Source organism: Amycolatopsis suaedae (assembly GCF_004214935.1).
Classification (GTDB): domain Bacteria; phylum Actinomycetota; class Actinomycetes; order Mycobacteriales; family Pseudonocardiaceae; genus Amycolatopsis; species Amycolatopsis suaedae.
Genome location: NZ_SFCC01000010.1, coordinates 91,882 through 117,530 on the forward strand (window position 1 = coordinate 91,882; position 25,649 = coordinate 117,530).

Sequence of the window (25,649 nt, forward strand, 5' to 3'; positions counted from 1 at the left end):
CGTTCGGCCGCGGCACGCGTTCGCCGAACGGGGTTGTCCTGGGGGTGTACCGACACCACCGACCAGGAGGTTCCCGTGACACTCGCCGAGCTGCTCCCCAGCGTGGGACGCACCGTGGCCGACCGGCTCGACGCCGAGGCCTGGCCGCCGGGGACGCGGCTCGACGGCGACCTCGTGTTCGCCGGGGTACCGGCCGGGACGCTCGCGGCACGGTTCGGCACCCCCGCGTACCTGATCGACGAGGCCGAAGTCCGCCGCCGAGCGCGGGCCTACCGCGACGCGCTGCCCGGCGTCGAGGTCGCGTTCGCGGGCAAGGCGCTGTGCTGCCGCGCGGTGCTGCGCTGGCTGGCCGAGGAGGGGCTGTCACTGGACACCTGTTCCGGCGGGGAGGTGGCGATGGCCCGCTCGGCGGGCTTTCCGGCCGACCGGATCCTGTTGCACGGCAACGCGAAGACCCCGGAGGACCTGAAGGCCGCGCTGGGTTACGGCGTCGGCCGGATCGTGCTCGACTCACTCGACGAAATCGACCAGCTCGGCGCGCTGACCGCCAGGCAGGACGTGTTGATCCGGGTGACCCCGGACGTCGACGGCGACACCCACCGCAAGATCAACACCGGTACCGAGGGGCAGAAGTTCGGCTTCTCGCTGCGACCGTCCGTGCCGGACAACCTCGACCGGGCCGTGGCCACCGTGCTCGGCCAGCCCGGCCTGCGACTGGTCGGGCTGCACTGCCACATCGGCTCGCAGGTGTCCAGAGTGGACCGTTACGAGCTGGCCGCACGCAGGATGGTCGCCGCGCTGGCGCGGATTCGCGCCACCTACGGGATCGAGCTGCCGCAGCTCGACCTCGGCGGCGGGCACGCGGGCACCGGTTTCGACCTGACCGGGTTCGCCGCCCGCGTCCGGGTGGCGCTGGCCTACGAGTGCACGGCACACGGGCTGGCCGAGCCGAGGCTGACCGTCGAGCCCGGCCGCGCCATCGTCGCGCGGGCCGGGATCACGCTGTACCGGGTATGCGCGGTGAAGCGGGGCAGCTCGACGTTCGTCGCGGTGGACGGCGGGATGAGCGACAACCCGCGGCCCGCCCTGTACGGCGCCCGCTACACCGCGCGGCTGGCCGGCCGGGTCAGCCACGCCCCGCGGGTGCCGGTGACGGTCGTCGGCAGGCACTGCGAGTCGGGCGACGTGCTGGCCGAGGACGTCCCGCTCCCCGGCGACGTCCGCGCGGGCGACCTGCTGGCCGTCCCCGGCACCGGCGCGTACCACCAGTCGCTGGCGTCGAACTACAACCTGGTCGGGCGACCGCCGCTGGTCGGCGTGCGGGACGGGGTCGCGCGCCTGCTGGTCCGCAGGGAGACCGAGGAGGACCTGCTGGCCCGGGAGGCCTGAGCCCGGATGCCGGGGCCCTCACGGCGTCTGCTGCCGTGAGGGCCCGGTCGCGTGCGGCTACTTGTACCCGGCGCGGCGCAGGGCGTCGGCGAGGGCGCCGCCGGGGGCCGGCTGCTGCCGTCCGCCGCCCCGCTGGCCGCCACGCTTGCCACCCTGCCCGCGCTGACCACCCTGACCGCCCTGCCGCTGCCCACCCCGCGGCTCCGCACGCTGCGGCTTGCCGCCGGGGGTGACCTCGTCGTCCAGGCGCAGGGTCAGCGAGATCCGCTTGCGCGGGATGTCCACGTCGAGCACCTTCACCCGCACGATGTCGCCGGGCTTGGCCACCTCACGCGGGTCCTTGACGAAGTTCTTCGACATCGCCGAGACGTGCACCAGGCCGTCCTGGTGCACGCCGATGTCGACGAACGCGCCGAACGCGGCGACGTTGGTGACCACACCCTCCAGCGTCATCCCGGCCTTGAGGTCGGACAGCTTGTCGACACCGTCGGCGAACGCGGCGGTCTTGAACGCCGGGCGCGGGTCGCGGCCGGGCTTGTCCAGCTCGGCGAGGATGTCGGTGACGGTCGGCAGGCCGAACGTGTCGTCGACGAACTTGCGCGGGTCGAGCTTCGTCAGCACCCGCGAGTTGCCGATCAGCGACGGCAGGTCCGAACCGGTCGCCTCCAGGATCCGGCGCACCACCGGGTAGGCCTCGGGGTGCACGGCGGAGGAGTCCAGCGGGTCGTCGCCACCGGGGATCCGCAGGAAGCCGGCACACTGCTCGAACGCCTTCGGCCCGAGCCGGGCGACCTCCTTGAGCGCGGTGCGCTCCCGGAACGGGCCGTTCGCGTCGCGGTGCGCGACGATGCTCTCCGCCAGACTCGACCCGATGCCGGACACCCGGGTCAGCAGCGGCGCGGACGCCGTGTTCACGTCCACGCCGACGGCGTTCACACAGTCCTCGACCACGGCGTCGAGCGAGCGGGACAGCGACACCTCGGAAATGTCGTGCTGGTACTGCCCGACACCGATCGACTTCGGGTCGATCTTCACCAGCTCGGCCAGCGGGTCCTGCAGCCTGCGGGCGATCGACACGGCGCCACGCAGCGAGACGTCCAGCGACGGCAGTTCCTGCGACGCGAACGCCGAAGCCGAGTACACCGACGCACCCGCCTCGGACACCATCACCTTGGTGAGCTTGAGGTCGGCGAACTTGCTGATCAGCTCACCGGCGAGCTTGTCGGTCTCCCGCGACGCGGTGCCGTTGCCGATGGCGACCAGCTCGACCGAATGCTGCTTGGCCAGCTTCGCCAGCGTCACCAGCGCCTCGTCCCAGCGCTGCTGCGGCTGGTGCGGGTAGATGGTGTCGGTGGCGACGACCTTGCCGGTCGCGTCGACGACCGCCACCTTGACGCCGGTGCGGAAGCCGGGGTCGAGGCCCATGGTCGCGCGGGTGCCGGCCGGCGCGGCGAGCAGCAGGTCCCGCAGGTTGGCCGCGAACACCCGGACGGCCTCGTCCTCGGCGGCCTGCCGCAACCGCATGCGCAGATCGATGCCGAGGTGCAGCTGGATCTTCGTGCGCCACGCCCAGCGCACGCAGCCGTTCAGCCACGCGTCGGCCGGACGGCCCTGGTCGCTGATGCCGAAGCGGTGGGCGATGCGGACCTCGTAGTCGCTGGGCCCGGTCTCGACCGGCTCGGCCTCCGGCTCCATCGTGAGGTCGAGGATCTCCTCCTTCTCCCCGCGGAACATCGCCAGGATCCGGTGGGAGGGCAGCTTGGTGAACGGCTCGGCGAAGTCGAAGTAGTCGGCGAACTTGGCGCCCTCGGTCTCCTTGCCCGCCCGCACCTTGGCGGCCAGCCTGCCCTCGCCCCACATCTTCTCGCGCAGCTCACCGATCAGGTCGGCGTCCTCGGCGAAGCGCTCGACCAGGATGGCCCGCGCGCCCTCCAGCGCGGCGTCGGCGTCGGCGACGCCCTTGTCCGCGTCGACGAACGCGGCCGCGGCCGCCTTGGGGTCGACGGTCGGGTCGTCGAGCAGGCCGTCGGCGAGCGGTTCGAGACCGGCCTCGCGGGCGATCTGGGCCTTGGTGCGCCGCTTCGGCTTGTACGGCAGGTAGATGTCTTCCAGGCGGGCCTTGGAGTCGGCGGCGAGGATCCGCGCCTCCAGCTCGTCGTCCAGTTTGCCCTGGCTGCGGATCGAGTCGAGCACGGCGACCCGCCGTTCCTCCAGCTCACGCAGGTACCGCAGCCGGTCCTCCAGCGTGCGCAGCTGGGCGTCGTCCAGCGCGCCGGTGACCTCCTTGCGGTAGCGGGCGATGAACGGGACGGTCGCGCCGCCGTCGAGCAGGCCCACGGCCGAGGTGACCTGGCCTACCCCGACACCGAGCTCCTCGGCGATCTGCTGCTCAATCTTGCTTTCCGGCATGCCGGGCACCCTAGCCCGCCTGGACCACCGGCTGGTCACCCAGCCAGCGTTCGAACGTCGAGACGAGCAACTCCCACACGCCGGGGACGAGCAGCAGCGCGAGGACCGCGAACACCGGGAACACCAGCAGGTTCTCCACCTTCTTGCCGGTGCGGAAACGCAGCCAGCGTGGCGGCCGCAGCTCGTACCAGGTCTCGCCGGCGATCGGCAGCGGGAACAGGAACGGGCAGCCCGACGACGTCACCGCGTCGCCGAGGCAGTGCGTGACGCACCCGGCGGCGACGGCGATACCCAGCCAGCCGGCGAGGTCACCGAGCTGGTTCAGCCCGTCCGGCCCGACGCTGTAAACCCACCAGACCACGGCCCCGCAGCCGGCGAGCAGGACCCAGTCACCGAGCGCGTCCTCGGCCAGCAGCAAGCCGAACACCGTGACACCGACGACCGCCCACGGACCACCCGCCTCGGTGCCGAGCGCGGTCAGCCCGCCGAGCGCGGCCGCGAACAGCACCGTGTGGGAGAGGTGCCGGTGGGTGCCCTTACCGCGTTCGTCCCTCGGCCCCTTGGTGACCTGGTACAACGCGCCGGAAGCCTTACGCAGCAACCAGGACAGCGCACCGGTCAGCGGACCGAGCAGCCGCGACGCGCGGGCGCCGGGATGGTCGAGGTCGGGCAGCAACGCGAAACCCGCCGTGGTGGCGGCGAACACGATCGCCTGGTGCAGCGTGCCGGCCCCGACGAACGGCGCGAGCGCCAGCCCCGCGCACCAGCCGGTGAGCGCGTGCGTGCGCCCCATCATGAGCTTCTCCCCCCGTGTTTCCCGGCTATTTTGCCGGAGTCACACGAGCATCACCAGCATCACTGGTCACAGCGGGCGCGGTAGGCTCGCGTCGTGCGGTTCGCAGGTGGTCCCAGCTGGCAGATCCGTTGGGGAAACCACCATCCGACCAATCTCGCGTTGTTCGTGCGGGACGCACTCGCGCTCTCCGTCGTGACCGAACCGGTGCTGCCGCCCGTGGAACCGAGCGTTCCCGTCGTCGTTCCCGACGGAGTCGATCGGGCAGCGGTCGCCGCACAGTGGCCGGGCTGGTGGGCGGAGATCCTCGCGTACAAGAACCAAGAACCGCCGCGTGACGCACGGGCCGGATTCGACAACCACCCCGCGTTCCCCCACTCCCCCGCCCAGACCCGTCGCCCTGAACTGCGGCACGCCGTCGAGACACTGGCGGCCCCCGCAGCCGAACATCCCTGGCCAACCCGGTTCCGGGATCCTGCCGGCGTCCACGACCTGGGTGCCCTGGTCCGCGATTGGGAGACCGGGCACGGCCGGTCTCCACGCCCGTTCGTGCTGGTGATCACGGAGGTCCCGGTGGCAGGCAGGGTATGGCACCGGCTCACCCCGAGCCACCTCTTGGTGTCCACACGCGTCGTGGACGACTGGCCCGCGTACGAGTCGGGGCTGCGCGAGATCGTCAACGAGCTGGCGTGAGGTCCTTGCCCAGCCAGTGCTGCGCGTACGGGTCGTCGCCGAACGGCGGGATCTCGGTGAAGCCGTGCTTGGCGTACAGGGCGCGGGCCTCGACGAGGTCGCTGCGGGTGTTCAACCACAGCGCCCGCGCGCCGAACGACCGGCCGGCCTCCTCGGCGGCAGCCAGCAGCCGCGCGGCGACGCCCTGGCCACGTGCCGCGCCGTCGACGTACATCCTGGTCAGCTCCACCACGTCGGCCGAGTACACCCGCACCCCGACGCACCCGACCGGCCCGTTCGCCCCGGCAGCCAGCAGGAAGACCCCGGACGGGCGGACGAGGTCGTCGCTGGGGAAGTCGGTCATGATCTGGTCGACCTCGTCCCGCCGCAGGACACGCCCGTGGTACCGGCCGCCGATGTCCTCGTAGTACCGGCGCAGGATGACGTCGGCCTCCGGCGATGTGGGCAGCACCTCCATGATGGTCACCGGTCCATCTTGCGCTGCTGGTCCAGCGAATTTCCGGCACAGTATGGGGATGCCAACCGTGCGCGGCGTGTCCCCGGCCGAGGGCAGGGTGCTGGTCGGCGTCACCGTCGCGGGTCTGGTCCTGTCGGCGATCGCGCCGAAGTCGTACGGCACGTGGGCGCTGGAGGTCATCTGGGTCCTCGCCGGCCTGCCGCTGGTCCTGTTCTACCGCAAGCGGTTCCCGCTGACCCGGCTGCTCTGCTGGCTGCTGGTGTTCCACGCGCTGGTGCTCTGCTACGGCGGCCATTACACCTACGCGGAAACCCCGCTCGGCGCCTGGTTCCAGGAGTGGCTCGGTACCAGCCGCAACCACTACGACCGGTTCGCGCACGTCGTGCAGGGCTTCGTGCCCGCCATCGCCGTACGCGAGTTGCTGCTGCGGTTGACGCCGCTGGGCCGCGGCTGGACGGCGTTTCTGGCGGTGTGCGTGTGCGCGACGATCAGCGTCGGGTTCGAACTGGTCGAGTGGGGTGCGGCGCTCGCGCTCGGCGGCGCGGCGACCGACTTCCTCGGCACCCAGGGCGACATCTGGGACACGCAGTGGGACATGTTCCTCTGCGTGTGCGGTGCCCTGCTGGCCCTGCTACTGCTGCGTCGCGTCCACGACCGGCAGTTAGACGCCGCTGTCCAGGTGCGCCAGTAGTTCGTCGGGCATCCGCTTGCCAGACGCCGCTCCCGCGGGCACCGCCGCCTCGATGGCGGCCAGGTCGTCGGCCGACAGATCCAGGCTCGCCGCCTCGATCGACTCGGCGAGCTGCTCCGGCCGACGCGCGCCGACCAGTGGCACGATGTCCTCGCCCTGAGCCAGCACCCAGCCGGCGGCGACGGCGGCCACCGACGTTCCCTTGGCCAGCGCGACCTCCCGCAACGCGGCGACCAGCTGCAGGTTACGGCCGAGGTGGGTGCTCTGGAACCACGGCACGTGCGAGCGAAAGTCGTCCGGCGGCAGCTCGCGGTCGGCGGTCCAGTGCCCGGACACCAGCCCCCGCGACAGCACGCCGTAGGCGGTGACACCGATGCCCAGCTCCCGGCAGGTGCCGAGGATGTCGTCCTCGATTCCCCTGGCCAGCAGCGAGTACTCGATCTGCAGGTCGACGATCGGGTGCACGGCGGCGGCCCGCCGCAGCGTCTCCGAGCCGACCTCGGACAGCCCGATGTGCTTGACGTAACCGGCCTCGATCAGCTCGGCGATGGCGCCGACCGTGTCCTCGATCGGCACCGCCGGGTCCAGCCGCGCGGGCCGGTAGATGTCGATGTACTCGACGCCCAGCCTGCGCAGGCTGTACGCCAGCGCGTTGCGTACGGCCGCCGGCCTGCCGTCGAACCCCAGCCAGTCGCCGGCCGGCCCCCGCAACGCGCCGAACTTGACGCTCAGCACGGCTTGCTCGGACCGGCCCCGCAGCGCGTCCCGGATGAGCAGTTCGTTGCTGCCCGCGCCGTAGAAGTCGCCGGTGTCGAGCAGCGTGATCCCGGCGTCCAGGGCCGCGTGGATGGTGGCGATGCCGTCGGACTCGGCCGCAGGCCCGTACAGGTCGGACATTCCCATACAGCCGAGGCCGAGGGCGGACACGGACGGACCGGTGGAACCGAGAGCGCGAGTTCGCATGGCCTACATTATGTCGCGCGATCCCGGGCCGCCCGGCGGTGTCTGGACTGACGAGCCCAAAGGCCGCCCAGCGGCCGACGGCGAGGAGGGAAGACACCGCCTCAGGGGGCGGGCCGCGGCCGAACGGAGAGAGGCCCGAAGTGTCAGTGAAGGTCGACGTCGCGGCGCGCGTACCCGCGACACCGGAACGAGCATGGGCTCTGGCGGCCGATCTGCGCAGGTTCGACGCCTGGCTGATCCTGCACGAGGACTGGCGCAGCCCGATCCCACCCGAGCTGACCCTGGGCACGACGTTCACCTCGATCGTCACCGTGAAGGGCCTGCGCAACCGGATCACCTGGCGGGTCGACGGCTACGACGAGCCGTGTGCGCTTTCCCTGCGTGGCGACGGCGTCGGCGGCGTCCGGATCGCGATGGCGCTGGGCGTCCGGCCGGACGGCGACGAGTCCGAGGTGCGGATCTCCGCGGAGGTGACCGGCAAACCGGTGTTCGGGCCGCTGGGGCTGGCGGTCGGCCGCGCGCTGCGCGGCGACCTGCGCAAATCCGTCGGCAACCTGTCGGAACTGCTCCGTTAGCAGATCAGCGGCGGCAGCAGGCAGGGCTTCTTCGACGTCGTGGTGGTCGTCGGCCGTTGCGAGGAACTGGAGGTCGGCGGCTGGCCGCCGGGGTTCGACGACGACGGCTCCGAGGTCGTCTCCTCACCGGTGTCCGGCGGCGGCGTGGTGGTCCGCGAGGTCCTGCTGCTGGTCGTCTCTTCCTCGGTCGGCAGGATCTCGAAGCCGGAGTCCCCACCGGCCCCGCCGGGTTCCTCGGTCACCGCGGTGGCGTCCGGGCCGGCGACACCGGTCGGCTGCCAGGGGTACTTGATGATGTCGATGCCCTGTGGCGCGGGCTCGGCCAGCGGCTCGCTGGGGCCACCACGCACGACGAGGGCCGCGACACCGCAGCCGAGCACGACCGCGGCCATGACCGCGAACACCCGCCAGCGCGACCGTGGCGGCGGTGGCGGGACGTGCTGGACCCACCCCTCCCGTTCGAGGAGTTCGTCCACCGACATCTCGTCTTTCACGCGAAGACCCTTCACAGCTGGCAGGCGCGTGCAGAGAGTCTTTCTACCGGAAGAGTGAACCTCGTGGGTACTTTTCCCACGAAAATCCCGGAAAAACATCCGTGCGTAACCCCGACGCGCGCTCGAACGGAGAAAATACACCCGTTCGAGCGCGCGGCTGGAATCAGCCCACTGCCAGTGTCTCGCCGCTGCGCGCCATGGAGTCGCAGGCGGGGACGGCAGCGGTCTTGTCGTTGAAGAAGGCCCCGACGGGGTCGTCGAGGAAGTGGGCGGACACGTAGCCGCTTTCCCCGCGCAGCCACAGGTTGTCGCCGTCCACCTCGCCGCCACGCACCCAGCACTGCCCGGTGAACGAGTCGCCCGGCCGCAGCACGCCGCTCTTGCGGCAGGTGACGGCAGCGCATTCGCGGATGTTCAACCCGTCACTGGCGGAACGCGCCACGGGGAATTCGACGGCGGAGGGCTGTTCCGCTCGCACGTCGACCGGCGGCGCCACGGGGGTCTGCCGAGGGGAGGCGCCGGGGCTGCTCTGCGCCCCGACCAGCAGGAGAACCAGCACGCCGACGAGCAACGCGGCCACGGCGAGAATTCGGATCACGAGTCCCAGTCGCAGTGCAACGAACATGGTCGGTCCTCTCCGCCCCGATGGGCTTGTGAAGTACCCGCCGCTCTCCTGCGTCGCCGTTGTGTGCCCGAGTGCCGTGTCCTTTCGCCGAGGCTTGACGTAGCCGCTCCTTGTCGCGGCCCGCCGGAGTGGTGGGTGTCGATCTCCAGGCCGGGGGGTTCGGGATCCCTGCCTGGAAGCTGCAGAACCATTGTCCCTCACTGCATGCCCACTATGCAATTCCCAAAATTTGGTTCCCGTGTCGGTATCCCAGTCCGGCAGCCGAGCGTGCTACAGTCCCGCTCTGGGATTCCCACGAGGACTGGTCCCAGCCCACGCATCAAGTCCCGCATGAGGAGCTCGATGGCCGTCCAGGGCCCGGTGATGCCGCGTCGACGCATCGCCAACGAGTTGCGCCGGCTCCGCGAGGAGTCCGGCCACACGCTGGAGCACGTGGCTCGCGAGCTGATGATCTCGACGTCGAAGCTGTCGAGGCTGGAGAACGCGCAGGGCAGCCCGAAGCCGAGGGACGTCCGCGATCTCATCCAGTTCTACGGGCTCGCCGGCAGCCAGCTCGCCGCGAAGCTGACGCGCTGGGTCAAGGCCTCCGACGAGGACGGCTGGTGGGTCGACTACTCCAAGACGCTGCCCACCGGGCTCGACGCGCACATCGCGTACGAGACGGAGGCGTCGGTCGCCAGGGTGTACACCATCCCGGTGATCCCGGTTCTGCTGCAGACCAGGGACTACGCCCGTGCCTACTACTCCACCGCCGAGCCGTGGTGGACCGCCGGCGAGATCAAGCAGCTGGTGGAAGTCAGGGAACACCGCAAGCGCGCGCTCGACGAGCGGGAGGACATGGACCCGCTCCGGCTCGTCGCGGTGACCCACGAGGCCAGCATCCGGCAGCTGGTCGGCTCGAAGTCCATCATGCGTGAGCAGCTGGACTACCTGGTGGAGCGATCCACCCACTCCAACATCGAGCTGCGGGTCTTCCCGTTCTCGACACCCTCGCTTTTCACGTCCACCGGAATGTACGCGTATTTCGAGTTTCCCGACGAGCTCGACGACGACATCGTCAACATCGAGACGCACGCCGGATTCCGGTACATCGAATCCCCCGAAACGGTCGCACACTACCGCGAATACTACGAAGAGTTGTACCGGCACGCGCTCGACCCGGAGGACACCCGCAGCCTGCTCCGCAAGGTTCGCGACGAGTCCTTCGGCTGAACGACCTTCCTGTTCGCAGACGGTGGGAACACGCCGTCACTGTCGCTATTGGACCTCTTCCATGACCGTCACGCAATTGCTCGCACCGGACCCCGACATGGTCGACAAGGTGCACGGACAACTCACCGAGGCCGGGTACGCGGTCATCACCGAAAATGAAATCGGACTTCCACCGGAAATACGCGCGCACATCGCCGCGGAGTATTTCAACGAACGTGTGCTGCGCCGGTACGCCGAAGACCTGCCGGCCGACCGCGAGCGGGCCCGCGACGTCGTCCGGTATGAGTGGGACGGCGAGTTCCCCACGCTGACCGAGCACGACACGATCGCCATCTCCGACCGCGGCGACTGGCGCAACCAGCGCCGCGAGTTCGACCGCACTCCCCTGCTCGGCGACCCGCTGTTCGCCGCCTGGATCTCCATGGCCGTCTCGCTCGTGCCGCCGGAGCGGCGGCAGCGGCGCGGCACGTTCGGCGTCAACCTGTTCCGCACGCACACCAACGTGGTGACCAAGCCGCACCAGGACGGTGAGGAGTACATCTACGTCTACGTGGTCGGCAAGGTCGGCACCGGCGCGGAAACCCGGTTGTACGGCCTGGAGTCGGACTCCGACGTCATCTTCCGCGGCACGCTGGCCCCGGGCGACCTGATCGTCTTCCGCGACGACCGGTTCCGCCACGGAGTGACGCCGCTGGTTCCGCCCGCGGGCGGCGAGGCCTGCCGCGACGCGCTGATCTGCACGATCAACTACCCGCACACCTATCCCCTGGACTGACGACGCCCGCGGTTGCAGACTCAGCGCATGAGCAGGCGAGCGCGAGTTGTCGGGTTGGTGTCCGGAATGCTGGCGGTGGCGGCACTCGTCGCCACTCCCGCACAGGCCGAGACGGGCAGGAAGCTCGATCCCCGGCCGAGCACGGTGAAACTGGCGGCCGAGCTGCACAAGCTGGAGCTGCTGTCGTTCGGCCGCGTCGACGTCGACCTGGCCGGCCGCTCCAACGAGGGACGGCCGGTGTGGACGGCGCGGGTCGGCAACGGCCCGCTGCGGATCCTCTACGTCACCCAGCAGCACGGCGACGAACCGCTGGGCACGCCCGCCGCGCTGGAGTTCCTGCGCACGGCCGGTGTCGGCAACAGCGCGTGGCAGCGTTCGCTGCGGTCCAAGGTCACCGTGGAAATCGTGGTCCGGGCCAACCCGGACGGCCACGAACGCGACTGGCGGTTCAACTACGACCCCGGCGCCGATCCCGAGTTCGGTGAGCGCGGCAAGGGGTACGACATCAACCGCTACCACAACCCGGCGGTGGCCCCGAAGGACAATCCGGCCACGGAGGCGGCGATCATCCAGCGGCGGTTCGCCGCGTTCCGCCCGGCCATCACGGTCGACTACCACATGCAGGGCCGCTACGTCGGCGACGACGGCAGGGAGATCACGGCGTCGGTGATGTGGCCGACGCATCCCGGTGTGGCGGCGAAGGACGTCGCCTTCGCCAAGCAGATCTCGGTGGTGGCACAGCGGTCGATCGACGCCGCCGGCGGCAACACGTCGCAGTACCCGGGCGGGAACTACGAGGGCATCGCCCGCAACGGCTACGGCCTGCTGGGCAGCGGCAGTGTGTTGATCGAGCTCAGCGCCATGGAGAAGCAGCACGAGCAGGCGCAGATCCGGTCGGCGCTGGCGTCGATGCTCGCGATCGCGCGGTCGGCTGCCGACGGCTCCGTGCGGGACATCGACCCGGCGCAGGCCGAGGCCATCCCGCCGCGCGGGAAGCCGTTGCCGGGCACCGATGAGGAGCACTCCGAAGCGGCGTGATCATGCCCGGCACGGGTGGGCCCGGCACTGCTAGTGTGGGCCCACCCTCGCCACCCCGTGCCGACACAGGACGTCAATGCCGGAAATCCAGGAAGTACCGCCGAAGTACCTGCAGATCGCCAACGACATCGAACAGCGAATCGCCAGCGGCAAACTGAAGCCGGGCGATGAGGTGCCGTCGGAGCGCAAGCTGGCGCTGGAGTGGGGTGTAGCGCGGCCGACCGCGTCGAAGGCGCTGAAAGCCCTGCAGGACAGGGGTCTTGTCGAGACACGGCACGGCTCCGGCACGTTCGTGCGTGATCCGCGTGGGAACCGCCGCTGGCGGCCGACGTTCATCGACATCGCCAGGGCGGAGAACCGTGCCGTCGAAGTGGTGTTGTCGGAGACGACCTCGCCGCCGGCGCACGTCGCCGGAGAGTTCGGCTCGGACGAGCCGGTGTTGTGCCGCCGGCTGATCGCCCGTGCCGAAGACGCGCGGCCGACCGGACTACTCACGACGTGGTACCCGTCCGAACTCGCGGAGCAGGCCGTGCGGCTGCTCACCGACGTCGATCCGAAGGACGGCGCGGAGGCATATCTCGCCTCGCTCGCGGACCGCAACCCGCTGAGTGGTCGCGACCGCGTTGCCGCCCGGCTCGCGGATGACGTCGAGTGTCAGCGCCTCGGCCTGACCGCGCCGGCCGCCGTGCTGGAGCACAGGCTGACCGTTGTCGACGCGAAGGGTGTCGTCGTGCAGTACGACGAGGCCGTCTATCCGCCTGACGTGTGGTCACTTGACCAGGTGCATCCCTTCCCTTCCTAACTCCCACCCTCGCCGGTGGCATAAGCCACTGTAGCGCCTAGTGGAACAGGCCACAACCCAGGGTCGCGGAACTGGCACGCGCAGCGATGATCAGCCGGTGGCGCGGCGGTGGTAGGCGTCGCGGGTGGCCTGGTCGACGTTGAGGTACAGGCGCTCGGATCCCATCGCGCCCGCGATCAGCCGCTGCAGTGGTTCGGGCATGAGCAGCGTGCCGCGCAGCAGGAGGCTGAGCCTGCCGGGCACGTAGACGGTCGCCCTGCCGGTGGCGATGACCCGCAGAACCGCCCTGGCGATGTCGGCGGGCTCGCACGACGCGAACCGTTCCACCGACGCGGGCAGCCGGACGCCCGCGGACAGTTCGGTGTGGACGATGCCGGGCAGCACGGCCGACACCCGGACGCCGAGCGGCCGCAGTTCGGCCCGCAACGCCTGGGAAAGGCCGACCACGCCGAACTTCGTGGCGCTGTACGTGGCAATCCCCGGGAAGCCGGCCATTCCCGCCATCGACGCGATGTTGACGATCGTGCCGCCGCCCCGGCGCGCGAACCGTTCGCCCGCCAGCCGGCAGCCGATCAGCACGCCCCGCAGGTTGACGTCGATCATGAGCTCGGCCGCCGTCTCGGCGAGGAACTCGCCGGTGACCATCAGGCCGGCGTTGTTGACCAGCACGTCGATCGGGCCCAGCTCCGCCTCGGCCCGGTCGAGGAATCCCGCGAACGAGGCGGCGTCGGTGACGTCGAGCGGGAACGCCGCCGCGCCGGGGATCGTGGCGGCGGCCTGCTCGGCCAGCGCGGTGTCCCTGTCCCCGATCGCCACCCGCACCCCGCGCTCGGCGAAGGCGGTGGCCGTTGCCAGTCCGATGCCCCGTGCCGCCCCGGTGATGGCGACCGTCCGTGGTGCGTCCATCCACTCAGGGTCTCAGCTCGGCAGCGCCTTGACGAGCTGGACGGCGCCCTTGATGTGGCCGGGCACCTCGGCCGACTCGGCGAGCCGGTAGCCGGCGCGCTGGTACATGGTGATGTTGCGGGGACTACGGGCGCCGGTGAACAACGCGAATCCGGTGACACCCGGCGGCGCCTGGGCCTCGGCGTAGGCGAGCAGCCAGCGGCCGAGCCCCCGGCCGGCGAGGTCGGGGGCCACCATGAGCCTGCCGACCTCCCAGACGGCACCGTCGAGGCGAGCCCGCACGGCGGCGACCAGCCGGTGTCCCTGTCGTACGCACCAGGTCGACCAGGTGGACGTCCACTCAAGCACGTCGTCGAGGCTCTCGTGCAGTGCCGGGACGTCCAGGGTGTCGTTCTGCAGAGCCTCCTGCACCCAGCAACACCGTTGCAGCACCAGCAGTTCGGCACAGTCGGCAGGCGTCGCCGGGGCGAGATGGGTGTCCGGGATGCCCACCAGCTCGTCGAGTCGCATGGGATCAGTATGTCGCCCGGTCGGGTTAGGCTGGCGACGTGGCGAGGGCGTACGGCGGCATGACCGCGGCGGAGCGGCGGGCGGAACGCCGGGAACGGCTCATGGACGCCGGCCTGGAGGCGTTCACCGCCGAGGGGTACGCCGCGTCGTCGATCGAGAAGCTGTGTGCCGCGGCCGGGGTGTCGACGCGGAACTTCTACGAGGAGTTCAGCGGGCGCGAGGCCCTGCTGATGGCGTTGCACGACCGGATCATCGAGCGGGCGCTGGTGGCTGCGGCTGACGCACTGGCCGAGGCACACGACGCCCCACTGCTGGTCCGCGTCGAGAAGGCCATCCGGGCGCACATGACGGTCACCGCCGAGGATCCACGCTGGGCCCGTCTGTCCTATGTGGAACTGGTGGGCGTCAGCGCGGCGGTGGAACAGCACCGGCTGGCGTGGCGGGAGCGCTGGGTCGACTTCCTCGTCGCGGAGGCGGAGAACGCCGCCGGCCGTGGCGAACGGCCGGCACGCGACTTCCGGCTGAGTGCCGTTGCCATCATCGGCGCGGTGAACGAGCTGATCTACCACTGGTCACTGAACGGGCGGCAGCGGCCGTTCGAGGAGGTCATCGCCGAGGCCGTCCGCTTCATCTCGGCGCTCGCGCTCGCCGACTAATTCTGGTCAGAGGTCTTGCCAGATTTCGCCGGGCGAAGCTACTGTGCGGTAGGTCACGGCAGGGGCAACGGAGCCGACCTGCCGGACGCGCCCCGGAGGTCTCGTCATGGCCGTTCGCCGCCGCCTGCTCGTCGCCTTGTTCGCCGTCCTGCCGCTGGCCTCGGCCGGGATCGCCACGGCAGCGGAATCACCTCCGGGTCCACCGCTGAAGACGCCCGTCGCCCAGCTGGCCGCCGCGCTGCACTGCGACGACAGCATCGACGACGCGAAGGCCGATCCGGTGCTGTTCGTTCCCGGCACCACCGCCAACGGTGGGGAGAACTTCGCCTGGAACTACGTGACCGTGTTCCGGGACAAGGGAATCCCGACCTGCTGGGTGGACTACCCGCATCGCGGCTGGCGCGACATGCAGACCTCGTCGGAGTACGTCGTGCACGCGATCCGGACCATGTCCGAGCGCAGCGGTGGCAGGAAGGTGTCGACGGTCGGTCACAGCCAGGGCGGCCTGCACCCGGCGTGGGTGGCGAGGTTCTGGCCGGACATCCCCGGCAAGCTCGACGACGCGATCAGCCTGGGCAGCCCCTTCCAGGGCTCGGTGATGGCCGACGCGTACTGCGGGGTGCTGGTCACCGGGTGCCAGGAGTCGTTCTGGCAGTTCACCACGAAGTCGAACTGGTCGCGGGCGCTGAACGCGCAGCCGACGCCGAGCGGTCCGTCGTTCACGTCGATCTACACGGTGACCGACGAGTTCGCCGCGCCCGGCCGGGAGGCCAGCGCGCTGCGTGGGGCCGCGCACATCGGCATCGACGAGGTCTGCCCCGGCAGGGTCAGTGAGCACCTGGCGCTGGTCGTCGATGCCGTGGCGTTCGGCATCGCCGTCGACGCGCTCACCCACGACGGTCCCGCGGTCGCCTCCCGTGTCGACAAGTCGTTGTGCGGCAAGGCGTTCATGCCCCTCGACTGGGCGGGGCTGGTAAGGACGCTGCCGTCGCTGCTGGCGATGCCGGCCAAGGCCTGGCTGGAGAGCCCGCCGTGGACCTGGGTCCGCGCCGAGCCGCCGCTGCGTGACTACGCGCGTAGCTGAGTTCCCTGCGGCCGGTGCCCTAGTGTCCCGCACCGGAAGTCCGGTGCAGGACACTAGAGTTCCGGTATGGACACCGGCCGCAAGCGCCCCGACGGGGTGGCGACGACCGACCTGGTGCTGAGCGCCTACGTCGGGACGAACGCCGAGGTGTTCCCCCACGTCCTCGACCTGCACGTCCCGCGCGGCAGCCGGATCGCCGACGTGACGTGGGGCAAGGGTGCGTTCTGGCGCAACGTGCCCGACGATGCGTACGAGGTGCTCGCCACCGACATCCAGACCGGCGTCGACTGCCGCGACCTGCCCTACGGCGACGGCGAGCTGGACTGCGTCGTGCTGGACCCGCCGTACATGGAGGGGCTGTTCCGGAAGAGCACCGGCAACATGGCCGGTTCCGGTTCCCATGCGGCGTTCCGCAGCCGCTACTCCGACAGCAAGGCCGTGCCGCCCGACGCCGACGGCCCGAAGTACCACGACGCGGTGATCGACCTGTACCTGAAGGCCGCGGTCGAGGCCCGTCGCGTCCTGCGGGACTACGGGGTGTTCGTGGTGAAATGCCAGGACGAGGTGAGTGCGAACCGGCAGCGGCTGACCCACGTCGAGCTGATCAACGCCTTCGAGTCGGACGGCTTCTACTGCAAGGACCTGTTCGTGGTGGTGCGCCCCAACCGTCCCGGCGTGACGCGGCTGCTCACCCAAGAACACGCCCGCAAGAACCACTCGTACTTCCTGGTCTTCATCAAGCGCGACCCGGCCCACCCGAAGCGCGTCCGCCCGCCGAAACGCGATAGGTCAGGTGCGTGACGCCCGTCGCGGCCCGTGACGCCACCTGTTCCAGGCCCAGCGGCGGCACACCGTCGAACAGGCGCACGCCGGCGCCGAGCATGAGCGGCACGATGTGCAGGCGGGATCTCCATCGCTCCTGACAGGCGGCATCCCGCGCAGACGACTCTGGAGCGGCAGTTCAATCACTCAGCCTGCCGAGGCCGGATTTGCTCCGCGCTACACTGAAGCCAACATCCGATCACGAGACTAGGCTTCTTTCGGACATCGCTGGCACCACTGGCCCATGGATGGCAAAGTGGCTATGTGCCTGCACCTTTCACTCAAGCTCTCTGTGGCTACCGCCAGAAGAACAACAAGCCGAACATGTCCGACGCCAGCGATGATCTATCAGTTTGCCTCGGAAACCAGTTCTTGAAGGTCGCCGGAGCAGAGCATGTACGACCCGACCAAGACGGTTCCGATCTCGAACGATGCGTGATAGAGGTCCTGCAAAAAGCGCGCCCAGACCTGCAGATCAAACGATCATGCCCGGCAGCGGAGTTCAGTCAGTACGAGCATCTGGACGTCTTCCCGGCCTTCCGTGCTGGATACAGTGCCTCCACCACGGAAATCGACGCGTTGATCACCGCGATCCAGAAGATTTCCGACGGTCGCGAAAGACGCCGCCTGACAATGCTCGCCCAGCGTCTCAGCAAGAGCATCCATACCGACGCCGAACGGGTGAGAACATTGGTCGGCCTCATGCCGGAAGAATCCCTCCTAAAGCTGGACGTGGTGATCGGCGTTCCCCATGAACACAAACGCCCAGAGCTTGCAGTGGCCTTGTCGGCCAAATGGTCCCTGCGCACCGACCGGGCGCAGGACTGTGTTTCTCAAGGCAACAAGCTGGTTACCCAACGTCGCGGCCGAATGCCGCATTTTGGCGTCATTACAGCAGAGACTCGGCCTTCAATGCTCAAAATTCTTGCGGACGGATCCGGCTCCGTCGACTGGGTGTACCACCTAGACCTGGCGTCCCTGACGAAGGCGATAGACATCGAAGCGGAGAAGCGACGCAACCCAGCCGCCTGGTCACCGAAGAAGACCTTCGATCGGCTCATGAGCCAGAACCGCCTCCGGGACTTCGACGACCTGGTCCGCGTCGTCCAGTCCCTTCCCAACAGGTCTTAACTTGAGCCAAGTCGCCCACCGTAAACAGTTACGAGTGGCTGCTCGAAGGGATATGGTGTCCGTGTGTCCGAAGATCTCGTCCTGTTCGGCCCGGACTCGCCCGTCGAGGTAGAGGTTGACGCGACCCCTGCGCACACCAGCACCAAGGATCCTGCCCTGGCAGAGATCGTCAACTGGTTCCGGGGACATCGTGACCTGAAGCAACAGTTCGGGTCGATTCTTCGTCAATCGATCGACGAAGTACTGGACGGACAACGAACCGGCCGCTATGACATCGACCTCACGGAGAAGACCGAGAAGACTTACCTGGGAACCAAGGTAGAGATCGTTACCCGCGCCGCCTTCCAGCTCCCGCGTGGTGCACAAATGGACTACGCTATCGCCGGTCACGATGTCGACTCGAAGTTCTCATTGCGCGGATCTTGGTCGATACCCACCGAGGCGGTGGGCCACCTGTGTCTCCTGACTTCTGCCAACGACCACAAGGGGACTTTCGACGTCGGGCTGATCCGGGTCACTCCTGAAGTCCTCAACAAAGGACGAAATAAGGACCAGAAGACCACTATCACCGCTGCAGCCAAGGAGCGCGTCGTCTGGCTGGCCCGTCATGCCAGGCTGCCCCTCAATCTGCTACTCTCCCTGCCCGACAACCTGGTTGGCACCATCGTCGCTCCCCGCTCCGGCCAGCAGCGGATCAATCAGCTGCTACGCAACGTCCAATGCCAGATCATTGACCGTACCACCGCAATGACGGTGGCGCGGCAGGCAGACGGTCTCAAACGCTGTCGTGATGCCCGGCCCCAACTGGCACCAGAGGGTATCGTCGTGCTCGGTCACCAGAACCAGAGCCCACTTGTCGCTCGCGCACTTGGCCTGCCCGTCCCAACGAAGGGCACCTTCCTGTCGGTACGTTTAACCACGGTCGACTCGGCCGTGCCGGGTCGCCCAACAGTCACACTACCGGAGGGCATTTACGCTGTCGCCAAACCGGACGACCCTGTCACACCAGCGCCGACAATCCGTTATTGAACGAGCTGAAACCTACGTTCCAGCAACCGCCGCCGCATAAGCGGACCACAGGAAGACTTACTAGAACGCAAGGAATTCTCACGAGCATTCATCAGTTGCGCCCGACAGTCAGCCAAGCCAATAGAACTGGTCTCTACCGCTCTATCGACAGAGACGACATGTAGCCGTCTTGTGGGTGCGTTGCGAGTTACCGCGAAGATATGGTTTGAGGTGCCGCGCAATGGCCTCGGCCAGCATCGGAGGAACGGCATTGCCGATCTGCTTGGCAATCTGCAACTTAGTTCCACACCATTGGAAGTCATCGGGGAAACTCTGAAGTCGGGCGGCTTCCCAGTGGGTGATCGGGCGATCGACGCTATGGCCATCACTGTTCTGCTCCCACTGCGGGTGTAGATACTGCCCCTTCTCGGGCTTGAAAAACTCCGTGCGGATAGTCAACGAGGGCATGTCCCATCGCATTCGTCCCATAACATCGGTCGTACCGCTCTTCTTCTCCCTCCAGCACCGCGACAGCAGATGGTCAGGCAAGTCGAACCTACCGCCCCCGGGCGGGATGTGGCGGTAGCGCTCCAGAGACAACGGAGTCGGGTTTCGGCCGATGTGCAGATCCGAACTCTTGAAGATGCCGGGCACGTCTTTGCCGAAGAATTCCACCGACGACGCCGGCAGCTCGGTAGTCGCCGGGGTCTCGGGGAGTCCGCTCAGGACATCATGGGTCGTGTGCCATGCGGGCATTACGTCCAAGGTTCCGGGCCGAGCATGCGTTGAGGCAGGCAGTGGAATCCTACCGATACGAGAGCCGATCACGATGGTCCGCTTCCGTCGCTGTGGTACGCCGAAGTCGGCGGCAAGCAGGAACCCCGACGACAACTCGTAGTTCTCCAGCAGACCACCCGGCTGAGCCTCGGCCTGCAGAAGCGCGAACTCGCTGGAAGAGAAGAACCGGTCGACATTCTCGATGACGAAGACCTTCGGTGTGGCGTGCCGGACGAAGCGGATGTACTCCTTCCAGAGCTTGTTCCGCGGATCGTTCACGTTACGAGACCCAAGGTTGGAGAAGCCCTGGCACGGCGGGCCGCCGATGATCAGGTCAACCTGGGGGATCTCTTCGTTCGGGATACTGGCTATGTCTGCGTGGCAGGTGTGCGACTCTCCGAAGTTGGCTGCGTAAGTTGCAGCCGCATGCAGGTCGAACTCGACCGACATGACTGGCTTGAACCCCTTCGCAGCCATAAAGCCCGAGGTCATGCCGCCACAGCCAGCGAACAAGTCGATCATCGAGAACGGTTTCGTGCCCACGCTACGCAGGTTAGTCGACCACTCCGACAGTCGTCGGCAACGACCCACGATGCGGTCTCCTGCGAGCCGCAACGATCGTTGCGATCCTGCCGGCTGCGTCGACCGGATGCTCATGCTCCCACACCCGTACCGACAACCACCCTGCTGACTCCAGCCGACGGTCGGTGTCTCCGTCACGAGCCTGGTTCTGCTCGATCTTATTCCTCCAGAAGGGGCCGTTTCGCTTGGGCCATGTTCCGTGCACCGGACACCCATGCCAGAAGCACCCGTCCACGAAGACCGCCACCTTTGCAGGGCCAAACACCACATCGGCCTCACGCCTTACCCCGGAAAGCGGACGGCGATGGACCCGGTAACGCAAGCCGAGCCGGTGCAATTCGCGACGCACAGCGAGTTCCGTGCTCGTGTCACGACTGCGCTGTCTGCTCATGCGAACACGGGTTACATCTGTGGTCGGCAACGTGTCCTTCAAGGAGAGATCCTCTCTCCCCCGACTACAGTAGCCGGGGTCGCCGAGTTTCTACGGGCCGGCCCCTGACTTCGCCGCCACTGAGCCGAACCTACGCCACTATAACTCCGTCTCGGCGGCGCCTCAGCGGTGACTCTTCTATGGCTGGACTACCAGCATGTATTTCGACGTGTCGAGCTCCCCGTGGAGACAATCGACGTCCCGATGCGATACGGGGAGGTTTGGCCTTGAACTGCGATCGAGGCGCAACTAAGAATGAGGTTCCGGCCCACGTGCCACTCTGGAGCCCATAGGGCTGGCTCGCACCATGCGGCAACGGTCTCCCGTCGAGTCCGTGCGACTTCCTTCCATCTGGAATCGGCCACAAGCAAGCGCAGTGAGCCACACAGGGAGTGCAGGACCTCAGATGGGGTGAGGTTTCTGCCGCCTCGACCTGGTTCACGCTCGGCCGGATTCAAGCCCCAACCTCCGATCCCGCGTCGATCACCGTCGGGCCCAGCCTCATAAACTCGCGCATCTAACGGTCTTCTGGGACGTCCTCGCCGATCGTCACCGATGCTGCCGGACATTGAGCTGCAGTGACTGTCGGTATTGCAAGCCCGGACTTTCCGTAGGCAAGAGTCAGACGACGAACAGGTCGAGCAAGGTTGCCGACCCTGCCAGCACCGTGCTACGTCAAAACCGAGCTCACATCAGCGCTGTTACGTCAAGTTGACGCTTGCTTGATCTGTTGATTGTGACGTAGAGTCCTCTGGATCCGCCGTAGCGGCTGCCTCTACGTCAAAAGGAGCATGGTGCCTTCATCAGACAAGGGTTCCGATGGACCCAACAAGAAGCGCAAGATCTCATACGGATACGTCCCTTACCCTGCAATCGGGTTTCAGATGGGCGGGAGGCCTTTCTGCATTACGGCGATGACACCGGTCGACTACGTAGGTGTCGTTGGGCCGCGCGAGGAATGGGATCCACTGTCCGGGGTGGGCACGAACAGGAAGGAAGACAAGGCTCACCGCGATGCTATCGCCAGTTACATTCAAGACACGCCGGACTATGTACTCAACTCGATCCTTCTCTACATCTCGGAGCACGACGCACACTTCGTGGCCGACGACGACAACAACCAAGTCATCCGCTCCGGGGTCCTGTACGTTCGTCCGGGCGCGAAGTTCAAGGTTGGCGACGGTGGGCACCGAACGTCAGCATACGGCGACGTCATCACCGCTCACGAGCCCCTCAACGACGAGGTGATCGAACGCCTCCGGACATCGGGTCAACCGATCGTCGTTGTTATTGATGACGACCAAGTACGACGGGCACAGGACTTCAGCGACCTTCAGAAGAACGCTAAGCCCCTGAATGCGTCGATCGCACAGTCGATGGACCGTCGTCAGGTGCTGAACCGCTTGCTCATCGAGGAGGTCATCAAGGCCGGCGACGTCGCGGGCTTCGACCAAGGAGCGCGGATCGAGTTCCTGACCGACACTCCAGGCAAATTGTCGGCGAAGTTGATGTCGTTCAAGGCCATGCGCTACGCGTCCGGCACGCTTCTCATCGGTACCTCTGCTCGAACGACGCGGACGTGGAACGACGCCGTCGAGACGACGATCGCCCGAGTCGGAGAAGAGGCGGCCACGGGAGACCTGATCGAGTTCTGGTCGGCGTACTGCGCTCTGCCCCGGATCGCCGAAGGCCTCAGCCGTGAGCGCGGGCTCGCAGTCGTCCGGGAGGAGACCTGGCTCCTTTCGGCCAATGTCATCTATGCGATTGCCGCGGCGGTACATATCGTTCGGACGGAAGACGAAGACCTCTCGATCGCCGACGCGGTAAGCAAGCTGGAGTCCTTCGATTTCGAGCGCGAAGGTCGGGCACTCATCGGAACACTGGTCGACCCCGAGACGGGCAAGGCCGCTACCGGCCGAGACGCCTGGGGTAGTGCAGCAGTAAGAATGGCCGAGCACGTCTTGCCGGGACTCAAGTCGCAGGCTGGGGTGTAGGCCCTTAATCCAACGCCCGATTAACGGCGAGTCCCAGCGTTTCCGAGATGTCACTACATCCCTGGAACGCTGGGCCTCCGCCCAGCGGGTGACGACAAGACGTCGCAGCTGGTCACAGCGATCGACGTGTACCCACTTCGTCGGACAAACTCATGCGGATGACGTCCATCCATCCGTTACGCGAGAAACTAGTCCTCACAATGTCTCACATCGCTGGGTTGTCGGCCTTCCACCAGCTCACACCCGCACGCTTGTCTAGCCAGCAGCGACGTTAACCCGCATCGGAACACGGGTCGGGGTTTCAAGTCCCGGGCTCGACCTGTTGACTTGAATCACTGCTATATCCGGCATTTCGGAGATCAAGCTCGGCGGCACTGTAGCCTCGGGCGCAACTCCAAGTAACGCCGCATTCACGCGCTCCCGTCAGCGCTGAACTGATCCTGCACAGCCTGTTCGCCACCCTGCAGCTAGCCCAGTCGGGGGGGGCCACGACCGTAATCGACTGCGAGGTGTGAATAGCAAGAACCCCCTGTCACCAGGGGGTTCTTGTGCTGTCTCAACCAGACGCGCGCCCGAAGGGATTCGAACCCCTAACCTTCTGATCCGTAGTCAGATGCTCTATCCGTTGAGCTACGGGCGCAATGTTCAGTTGTCCGGTCGTGCGACCGGGGTGGCGCCCAGCGAGCTGGGCTCCAGCGGAGGCTCCGGGATTTGAACCCGGGAGGGGGGGTTACCCCCAACCGCATTAGCAGTGCGGCGCCATAGACCAGACTAGGCGAAGCCTCCCAGGCCGAACGACCACTGCCCAGATAGAGTACACACGCCCCGCGACGCCCGGCAAAGCACCCCCGATCTGCCACGAATCCCCAGGTCAACGGCCCGCGAGGGCCACGAACGGGGCGAGCGCGTCGGGGTTGGCGAGCGCGTCCCGGCTCACCGCGCGGTCGGGGGCGACGCCGGCCAGGATCTTCTTCACCGGCACCTCGCACTTCTTGCCGTTCAGCGTCCGCGGCACCTCGTCGACGACCACGAAGCGGTCCGGGACGTGCCGGGGCGACAGGGCACCACGCAGCTCCCTGCGCAGCCGCGGCTCCAGCTCCGCCAGGTCCGCACCCTCCGCGAGGACCAGGAAGCACAGCAGCTCACCCTCCGCACCCGCGGCCGAGGTATCGATCACCAACGAGTCCAGCACCTCGTCGTAGCCCTCGACCACCCGGTAGAACTCCGCGGTGCCCATGCGGACGCCACCACGGTTGAGCGTCGAGTCGCTGCGGCCGTAGATGACCGCCGAACCCCGGCTGGTCACCCGGATCCAGTCACCATGACGCCACACCCCGGGGTAGAAGTCGAAGTACGCCTCCCGCAGCCGCGAGCCGTCCGGGTCGTTCCAGAAGAACACCGGCATCGACGGCATCGGCTGGGTGATGACCAGCTCACCGACCTCCTCGACGACCGGCCTGCCCGCCTCGTCGTAGGCGGCCACCGCGGCACCGAGCGCGGCACAGGACAGCTCGCCCAGCCACACCAGCACGTCCGGCGACGAGCCGACGAACGCCGTACACAGGTCGGTCCCGCCGGACACCGAGCAGATCTGCACACCCCGGCCGAGTTCGTCCACCAGCCAGCGGAAGCCCTCCTGGCTCAGCGGCGCGCCCGTCGACCCGACGGCCCGCAGCGCGGACAAATCGTACTGCCGCGACGGGTGCACCCCGCCCTTCAGGCAGCTCTGGACGAACGGCGCCGACGTACCGAAGAACGTCACCCTGTGCTGCTCGGCCAGCTTCCAGAGGGCACCCAGGTCAGGATGCCCGGGACTGCCGTCGAACAACACGATGGTCGACCCCACGAGCAGCCCGGAGATGAGGAAGTTCCACATCATCCAGCCCGTGGTGGTGAACCAGAAGAACCGCTCCCCCGGCCCCAGATCGCAGTGCAACGCGAGCATCTTCAGGTGCTCGACGACGATCCCGCCGTGCCCGTGCACGATGCCCTTGGGCAGGCCCGTGGTACCCGACGAGTACAGCACCCACAGCGGATGGTCGAACTCCACCGCGTCGAACGCCAGCTCCGCACCGTCGTGCCTGGTCAGCAGGTCGTCCCAGTCCAGCGTGCCGGGCAGGTCGCCGCCGCCGGCGTAGTCGATCAGCACCGTCGCCCGCAGGGAACCGATGCTCGACCGCAGCTGCTCGACGGTCGGCCGCACGTCGAACGACCGTCCATTGTAGACGTAACCGTTGACGGCGATCAGCACGGCCGGCTCGATCTGGGTGAACCGGTCGGCCACGGCACGCGCCCCGAAGTCCGGCGAGCAGGACGACCACACCGCGCCGAGGCTCGCCGCCGCCAGGAACGCGATCAGCGTCTGCGGGCAGTTCGGCGCCAGCGCGACCACCCGGTCGCCCTTGCCGACGCCCAGCTCCCGCAGCGCGGCCCTGGCCGCGGCCACCCTTGCCCGCAGCCTGCCGTAGGTCAGCTGCTCGGCCCTGCCGTCCTCACGGTGGAACACCACGGCCAGCTCGTCGTCGGCCTTCGCGGCGCCCGCGACGCCGCCGCTCAGCGCGTGCTCGGCGTAGTTCAGCGTGCCGCCCGCGAACCACCTGGCGGCAGGCATCTCACCGGACAGCACCTCGGCCGGCCGGTCATGCCAGCGCACGCCCAGAAACTCCGTCAGGGCCGACCAGAAGCGCTCCGGCGACCCCACCGAGAAGTCCCACAGTGACCGGTAGTCGTCGGCCTCCACCCCGTGCTCGGCCCGCAGCCAGGAGCGGAATCGGTCGATCTGGGTGTCCCGGTCGGCCTTCGGCCGCCACAGCACTTCCGGAGCGTCGGTCAT

General features: G+C 67.9%; 25 protein-coding genes and 2 tRNA genes. 14 read left to right on the forward strand and 13 right to left on the reverse strand.

Features of this window, described 5'->3' with window-relative positions:
* Positions 1-75 precede the first annotated feature (75 nt).
* Positions 76-1,389, forward strand: coding sequence for a diaminopimelate decarboxylase (lysA, locus tag EWH70_RS20405; RefSeq protein WP_130477066.1), 1,314 nt, complete (start codon positions 76-78; stop codon positions 1,387-1,389).
* Between the two features lie 57 nt (positions 1,390-1,446).
* Here lysA and EWH70_RS20410 read toward each other — a convergent pair whose 3' ends face one another.
* The gene (locus EWH70_RS20410; RefSeq protein WP_130477067.1) at positions 1,447-3,798 is read right to left on the reverse strand and encodes a Tex family protein; all 2,352 of its coding nucleotides are present in this window, start codon (positions 3,796-3,798) and stop codon (positions 1,447-1,449) included.
* Positions 3,799-3,808: 10 nt separating this feature from the next.
* The gene (locus tag EWH70_RS20415; protein ID WP_205669187.1) at positions 3,809-4,594 is read right to left on the reverse strand and encodes a metal-dependent hydrolase; all 786 of its coding nucleotides are present in this window, start codon (positions 4,592-4,594) and stop codon (positions 3,809-3,811) included.
* A gap of 93 nt (positions 4,595-4,687) precedes the next feature.
* Here EWH70_RS20415 and EWH70_RS20420 point away from each other — a divergent pair, with 93 nt between their 5' ends.
* Positions 4,688-5,284 (forward strand): hypothetical protein, encoded by a 597-nt coding sequence (locus EWH70_RS20420; protein ID WP_130477068.1) that lies wholly within the window; start codon positions 4,688-4,690, stop codon positions 5,282-5,284.
* On the opposite strand, the gene EWH70_RS20425 is transcribed toward EWH70_RS20420, so the two are convergent.
* A complete protein-coding gene (locus EWH70_RS20425; protein ID WP_130477270.1) occupies positions 5,268-5,741 on the reverse strand; it encodes a GNAT family N-acetyltransferase in 474 nt (157 codons plus the stop codon). The genes EWH70_RS20420 and EWH70_RS20425 overlap by 17 nt on opposite strands.
* A 58-nt stretch (positions 5,742-5,799) precedes the next feature.
* Here EWH70_RS20425 and EWH70_RS20430 point away from each other — a divergent pair, with 58 nt between their 5' ends.
* A complete protein-coding gene (locus EWH70_RS20430) occupies positions 5,800-6,432 on the forward strand; it encodes a DUF2238 domain-containing protein (RefSeq protein ID WP_205669188.1) in 633 nt (210 codons plus the stop codon).
* On the opposite strand, the gene EWH70_RS20435 is transcribed toward EWH70_RS20430, so the two are convergent.
* Positions 6,403-7,395 (reverse strand): aldo/keto reductase, encoded by a 993-nt coding sequence (locus EWH70_RS20435; protein ID WP_130477070.1) that lies wholly within the window; start codon positions 7,393-7,395, stop codon positions 6,403-6,405. The two genes, EWH70_RS20430 and EWH70_RS20435, sit on opposite strands and share 30 nt — an antisense overlap.
* 140 nt (positions 7,396-7,535) lie before the next feature.
* On the opposite strand from EWH70_RS20435, the gene EWH70_RS20440 reads away from it, so the two are divergent.
* Positions 7,536-7,970: a type II toxin-antitoxin system Rv0910 family toxin gene (locus tag EWH70_RS20440; RefSeq protein ID WP_240687100.1), complete on the forward strand. Its 435-nt coding sequence runs from the start codon at positions 7,536-7,538 to the stop codon at positions 7,968-7,970.
* On the opposite strand, the gene EWH70_RS20445 is transcribed toward EWH70_RS20440, so the two are convergent.
* Together EWH70_RS20445 and EWH70_RS20450 are read right to left on the reverse strand one after the other, a co-directional pair.
* On the reverse strand, positions 7,967-8,464 hold the full coding sequence (locus tag EWH70_RS20445) for a hypothetical protein (RefSeq protein ID WP_130477071.1): 498 nt from the start codon (positions 8,462-8,464) through the stop codon (positions 7,967-7,969). The genes EWH70_RS20440 and EWH70_RS20445 overlap by 4 nt on opposite strands.
* Before the next feature lie 163 nt (positions 8,465-8,627).
* Positions 8,628-9,089, reverse strand: coding sequence for an SH3 domain-containing protein (locus tag EWH70_RS20450; protein ID WP_130477072.1), 462 nt, complete (start codon positions 9,087-9,089; stop codon positions 8,628-8,630).
* A gap of 330 nt (positions 9,090-9,419) precedes the next feature.
* On the opposite strand from EWH70_RS20450, the gene EWH70_RS20455 reads away from it, so the two are divergent.
* The 4 genes from EWH70_RS20455 (at position 9,420) to EWH70_RS20470 (ending at position 12,916) form a co-directional block, all read left to right on the forward strand.
* Positions 9,420-10,301 carry a helix-turn-helix domain-containing protein gene (locus tag EWH70_RS20455; protein ID WP_240687101.1) on the forward strand — a complete coding sequence of 294 codons (882 nt, stop codon included), beginning with the start codon at positions 9,420-9,422 and terminating at the stop codon, positions 10,299-10,301.
* Positions 10,302-10,362: 61 nt separating this feature from the next.
* On the forward strand, positions 10,363-11,076 hold the full coding sequence (locus tag EWH70_RS20460; protein WP_130477073.1) for a 2OG-Fe dioxygenase family protein: 714 nt from the start codon (positions 10,363-10,365) through the stop codon (positions 11,074-11,076).
* A 27-nt stretch (positions 11,077-11,103) separates the two neighbouring features.
* Entirely contained in the window at positions 11,104-12,114 is a 1,011-nt protein-coding gene (locus EWH70_RS20465; protein WP_130477074.1) for a M14 family zinc carboxypeptidase, read from the forward strand.
* A 76-nt stretch (positions 12,115-12,190) separates the two neighbouring features.
* Positions 12,191-12,916 (forward strand): GntR family transcriptional regulator, encoded by a 726-nt coding sequence (locus EWH70_RS20470; protein ID WP_130477075.1) that lies wholly within the window; start codon positions 12,191-12,193, stop codon positions 12,914-12,916.
* Between the two features lie 90 nt (positions 12,917-13,006).
* Here the strand turns inward: EWH70_RS20470 and EWH70_RS20475 are convergent, their stop codons facing one another.
* Together EWH70_RS20475 and EWH70_RS20480 are read right to left on the reverse strand one after the other, a co-directional pair.
* Entirely contained in the window at positions 13,007-13,822 is an 816-nt protein-coding gene (locus EWH70_RS20475; RefSeq protein ID WP_130477076.1) for an SDR family oxidoreductase, read from the reverse strand.
* Between the two features lie 12 nt (positions 13,823-13,834).
* Positions 13,835-14,332 (reverse strand): GNAT family N-acetyltransferase, encoded by a 498-nt coding sequence (locus EWH70_RS20480; protein WP_130477077.1) that lies wholly within the window; start codon positions 14,330-14,332, stop codon positions 13,835-13,837.
* A 38-nt stretch (positions 14,333-14,370) separates the two neighbouring features.
* Between EWH70_RS20480 and EWH70_RS20485 the strand changes: the two genes are divergently transcribed.
* The 5 genes from EWH70_RS20485 (at position 14,371) to EWH70_RS20505 (ending at position 19,054) form a co-directional block, all read left to right on the forward strand.
* On the forward strand, positions 14,371-14,988 hold the full coding sequence (locus EWH70_RS20485; RefSeq protein WP_240687102.1) for a TetR/AcrR family transcriptional regulator: 618 nt from the start codon (positions 14,371-14,373) through the stop codon (positions 14,986-14,988).
* Positions 14,989-15,094: 106 nt separating this feature from the next.
* Positions 15,095-16,072, forward strand: a complete 978-nt coding sequence (locus EWH70_RS20490; protein ID WP_130477078.1) for an esterase/lipase family protein — start codon at positions 15,095-15,097, stop codon at positions 16,070-16,072.
* A 66-nt stretch (positions 16,073-16,138) separates the two neighbouring features.
* A complete protein-coding gene (locus EWH70_RS20495) occupies positions 16,139-16,873 on the forward strand; it encodes a DNA methyltransferase (protein WP_130477079.1) in 735 nt (244 codons plus the stop codon).
* Positions 16,874-17,158: 285 nt separating this feature from the next.
* The gene (locus EWH70_RS20500) at positions 17,159-18,025 is read left to right on the forward strand and encodes an NgoMIV family type II restriction endonuclease (RefSeq protein ID WP_130477080.1); all 867 of its coding nucleotides are present in this window, start codon (positions 17,159-17,161) and stop codon (positions 18,023-18,025) included.
* Between the two features lie 63 nt (positions 18,026-18,088).
* The gene (locus EWH70_RS20505; RefSeq protein WP_130477081.1) at positions 18,089-19,054 is read left to right on the forward strand and encodes a NaeI family type II restriction endonuclease; all 966 of its coding nucleotides are present in this window, start codon (positions 18,089-18,091) and stop codon (positions 19,052-19,054) included.
* A gap of 141 nt (positions 19,055-19,195) precedes the next feature.
* Here the strand turns inward: EWH70_RS20505 and EWH70_RS20510 are convergent, their stop codons facing one another.
* Positions 19,196-20,353: a DNA cytosine methyltransferase gene (locus EWH70_RS20510; RefSeq protein ID WP_240687103.1), complete on the reverse strand. Its 1,158-nt coding sequence runs from the start codon at positions 20,351-20,353 to the stop codon at positions 19,196-19,198.
* 10 nt (positions 20,354-20,363) lie between these two features.
* Positions 20,364-20,783 carry a very short patch repair endonuclease gene (locus EWH70_RS20515; protein WP_130477082.1) on the reverse strand — a complete coding sequence of 140 codons (420 nt, stop codon included), beginning with the start codon at positions 20,781-20,783 and terminating at the stop codon, positions 20,364-20,366.
* 830 nt (positions 20,784-21,613) lie between these two features.
* Here EWH70_RS20515 and EWH70_RS20520 point away from each other — a divergent pair.
* A complete protein-coding gene (locus tag EWH70_RS20520; RefSeq protein WP_130477083.1) occupies positions 21,614-22,816 on the forward strand; it encodes a DNA sulfur modification protein DndB in 1,203 nt (400 codons plus the stop codon).
* Positions 22,817-23,383: 567 nt separating this feature from the next.
* Here EWH70_RS20520 and EWH70_RS20525 read toward each other — a convergent pair.
* From EWH70_RS20525 to EWH70_RS20535, 3 genes are all read right to left on the reverse strand, one after another.
* Positions 23,384-23,456: transfer RNA gene (locus EWH70_RS20525), tRNA-Arg, on the reverse strand.
* 56 nt (positions 23,457-23,512) lie between these two features.
* Positions 23,513-23,602: transfer RNA gene (locus tag EWH70_RS20530), tRNA-Ser, on the reverse strand.
* 85 nt (positions 23,603-23,687) lie between these two features.
* Positions 23,688-25,649 carry an acetoacetate--CoA ligase gene (locus tag EWH70_RS20535; protein WP_130477084.1) on the reverse strand — a complete coding sequence of 654 codons (1,962 nt, stop codon included), beginning with the start codon at positions 25,647-25,649 and terminating at the stop codon, positions 23,688-23,690.

Coding starts and splice junctions, on each gene's coding strand:
- EWH70_RS20465 (WP_130477074.1), top strand. CDS start 11,104: ATGAGCAGGCGAGCGCGAGTTGTCGGGTTGGTGTCCGGAATGCTGGCG.
- EWH70_RS20515 (WP_130477082.1), bottom strand. CDS start 20,783: ATGAGCAGACAGCGCAGTCGTGACACGAGCACGGAACTCGCTGTGCGT.
- EWH70_RS20470 (WP_130477075.1), top strand. CDS start 12,191: ATGCCGGAAATCCAGGAAGTACCGCCGAAGTACCTGCAGATCGCCAAC.
- EWH70_RS20480 (WP_130477077.1), bottom strand. CDS start 14,332: ATGCGACTCGACGAGCTGGTGGGCATCCCGGACACCCATCTCGCCCCG.
- EWH70_RS20520 (WP_130477083.1), top strand. CDS start 21,614: ATGGTGCCTTCATCAGACAAGGGTTCCGATGGACCCAACAAGAAGCGC.
- EWH70_RS20450 (WP_130477072.1), bottom strand. CDS start 9,089: ATGTTCGTTGCACTGCGACTGGGACTCGTGATCCGAATTCTCGCCGTG.
- EWH70_RS20430 (WP_205669188.1), top strand. CDS start 5,800: ATGCCAACCGTGCGCGGCGTGTCCCCGGCCGAGGGCAGGGTGCTGGTC.
- EWH70_RS20455 (WP_240687101.1), top strand. CDS start 9,420: ATGAGGAGCTCGATGGCCGTCCAGGGCCCGGTGATGCCGCGTCGACGC.
- EWH70_RS20425 (WP_130477270.1), bottom strand. CDS start 5,741: ATGGAGGTGCTGCCCACATCGCCGGAGGCCGACGTCATCCTGCGCCGG.
- EWH70_RS20495 (WP_130477079.1), top strand. CDS start 16,139: ATGGACACCGGCCGCAAGCGCCCCGACGGGGTGGCGACGACCGACCTG.
- EWH70_RS20475 (WP_130477076.1), bottom strand. CDS start 13,822: ATGGACGCACCACGGACGGTCGCCATCACCGGGGCGGCACGGGGCATC.
- EWH70_RS20435 (WP_130477070.1), bottom strand. CDS start 7,395: ATGCGAACTCGCGCTCTCGGTTCCACCGGTCCGTCCGTGTCCGCCCTC.
- EWH70_RS20460 (WP_130477073.1), top strand. CDS start 10,363: ATGACCGTCACGCAATTGCTCGCACCGGACCCCGACATGGTCGACAAG.
- EWH70_RS20535 (WP_130477084.1), bottom strand. CDS start 25,649: ATGACCGACGCTCCGGAAGTGCTGTGGCGGCCGAAGGCCGACCGGGAC.
- EWH70_RS20410 (WP_130477067.1), bottom strand. CDS start 3,798: ATGCCGGAAAGCAAGATTGAGCAGCAGATCGCCGAGGAGCTCGGTGTC.
- EWH70_RS20490 (WP_130477078.1), top strand. CDS start 15,095: ATGGCCGTTCGCCGCCGCCTGCTCGTCGCCTTGTTCGCCGTCCTGCCG.
- EWH70_RS20415 (WP_205669187.1), bottom strand. CDS start 4,594: ATGATGGGGCGCACGCACGCGCTCACCGGCTGGTGCGCGGGGCTGGCG.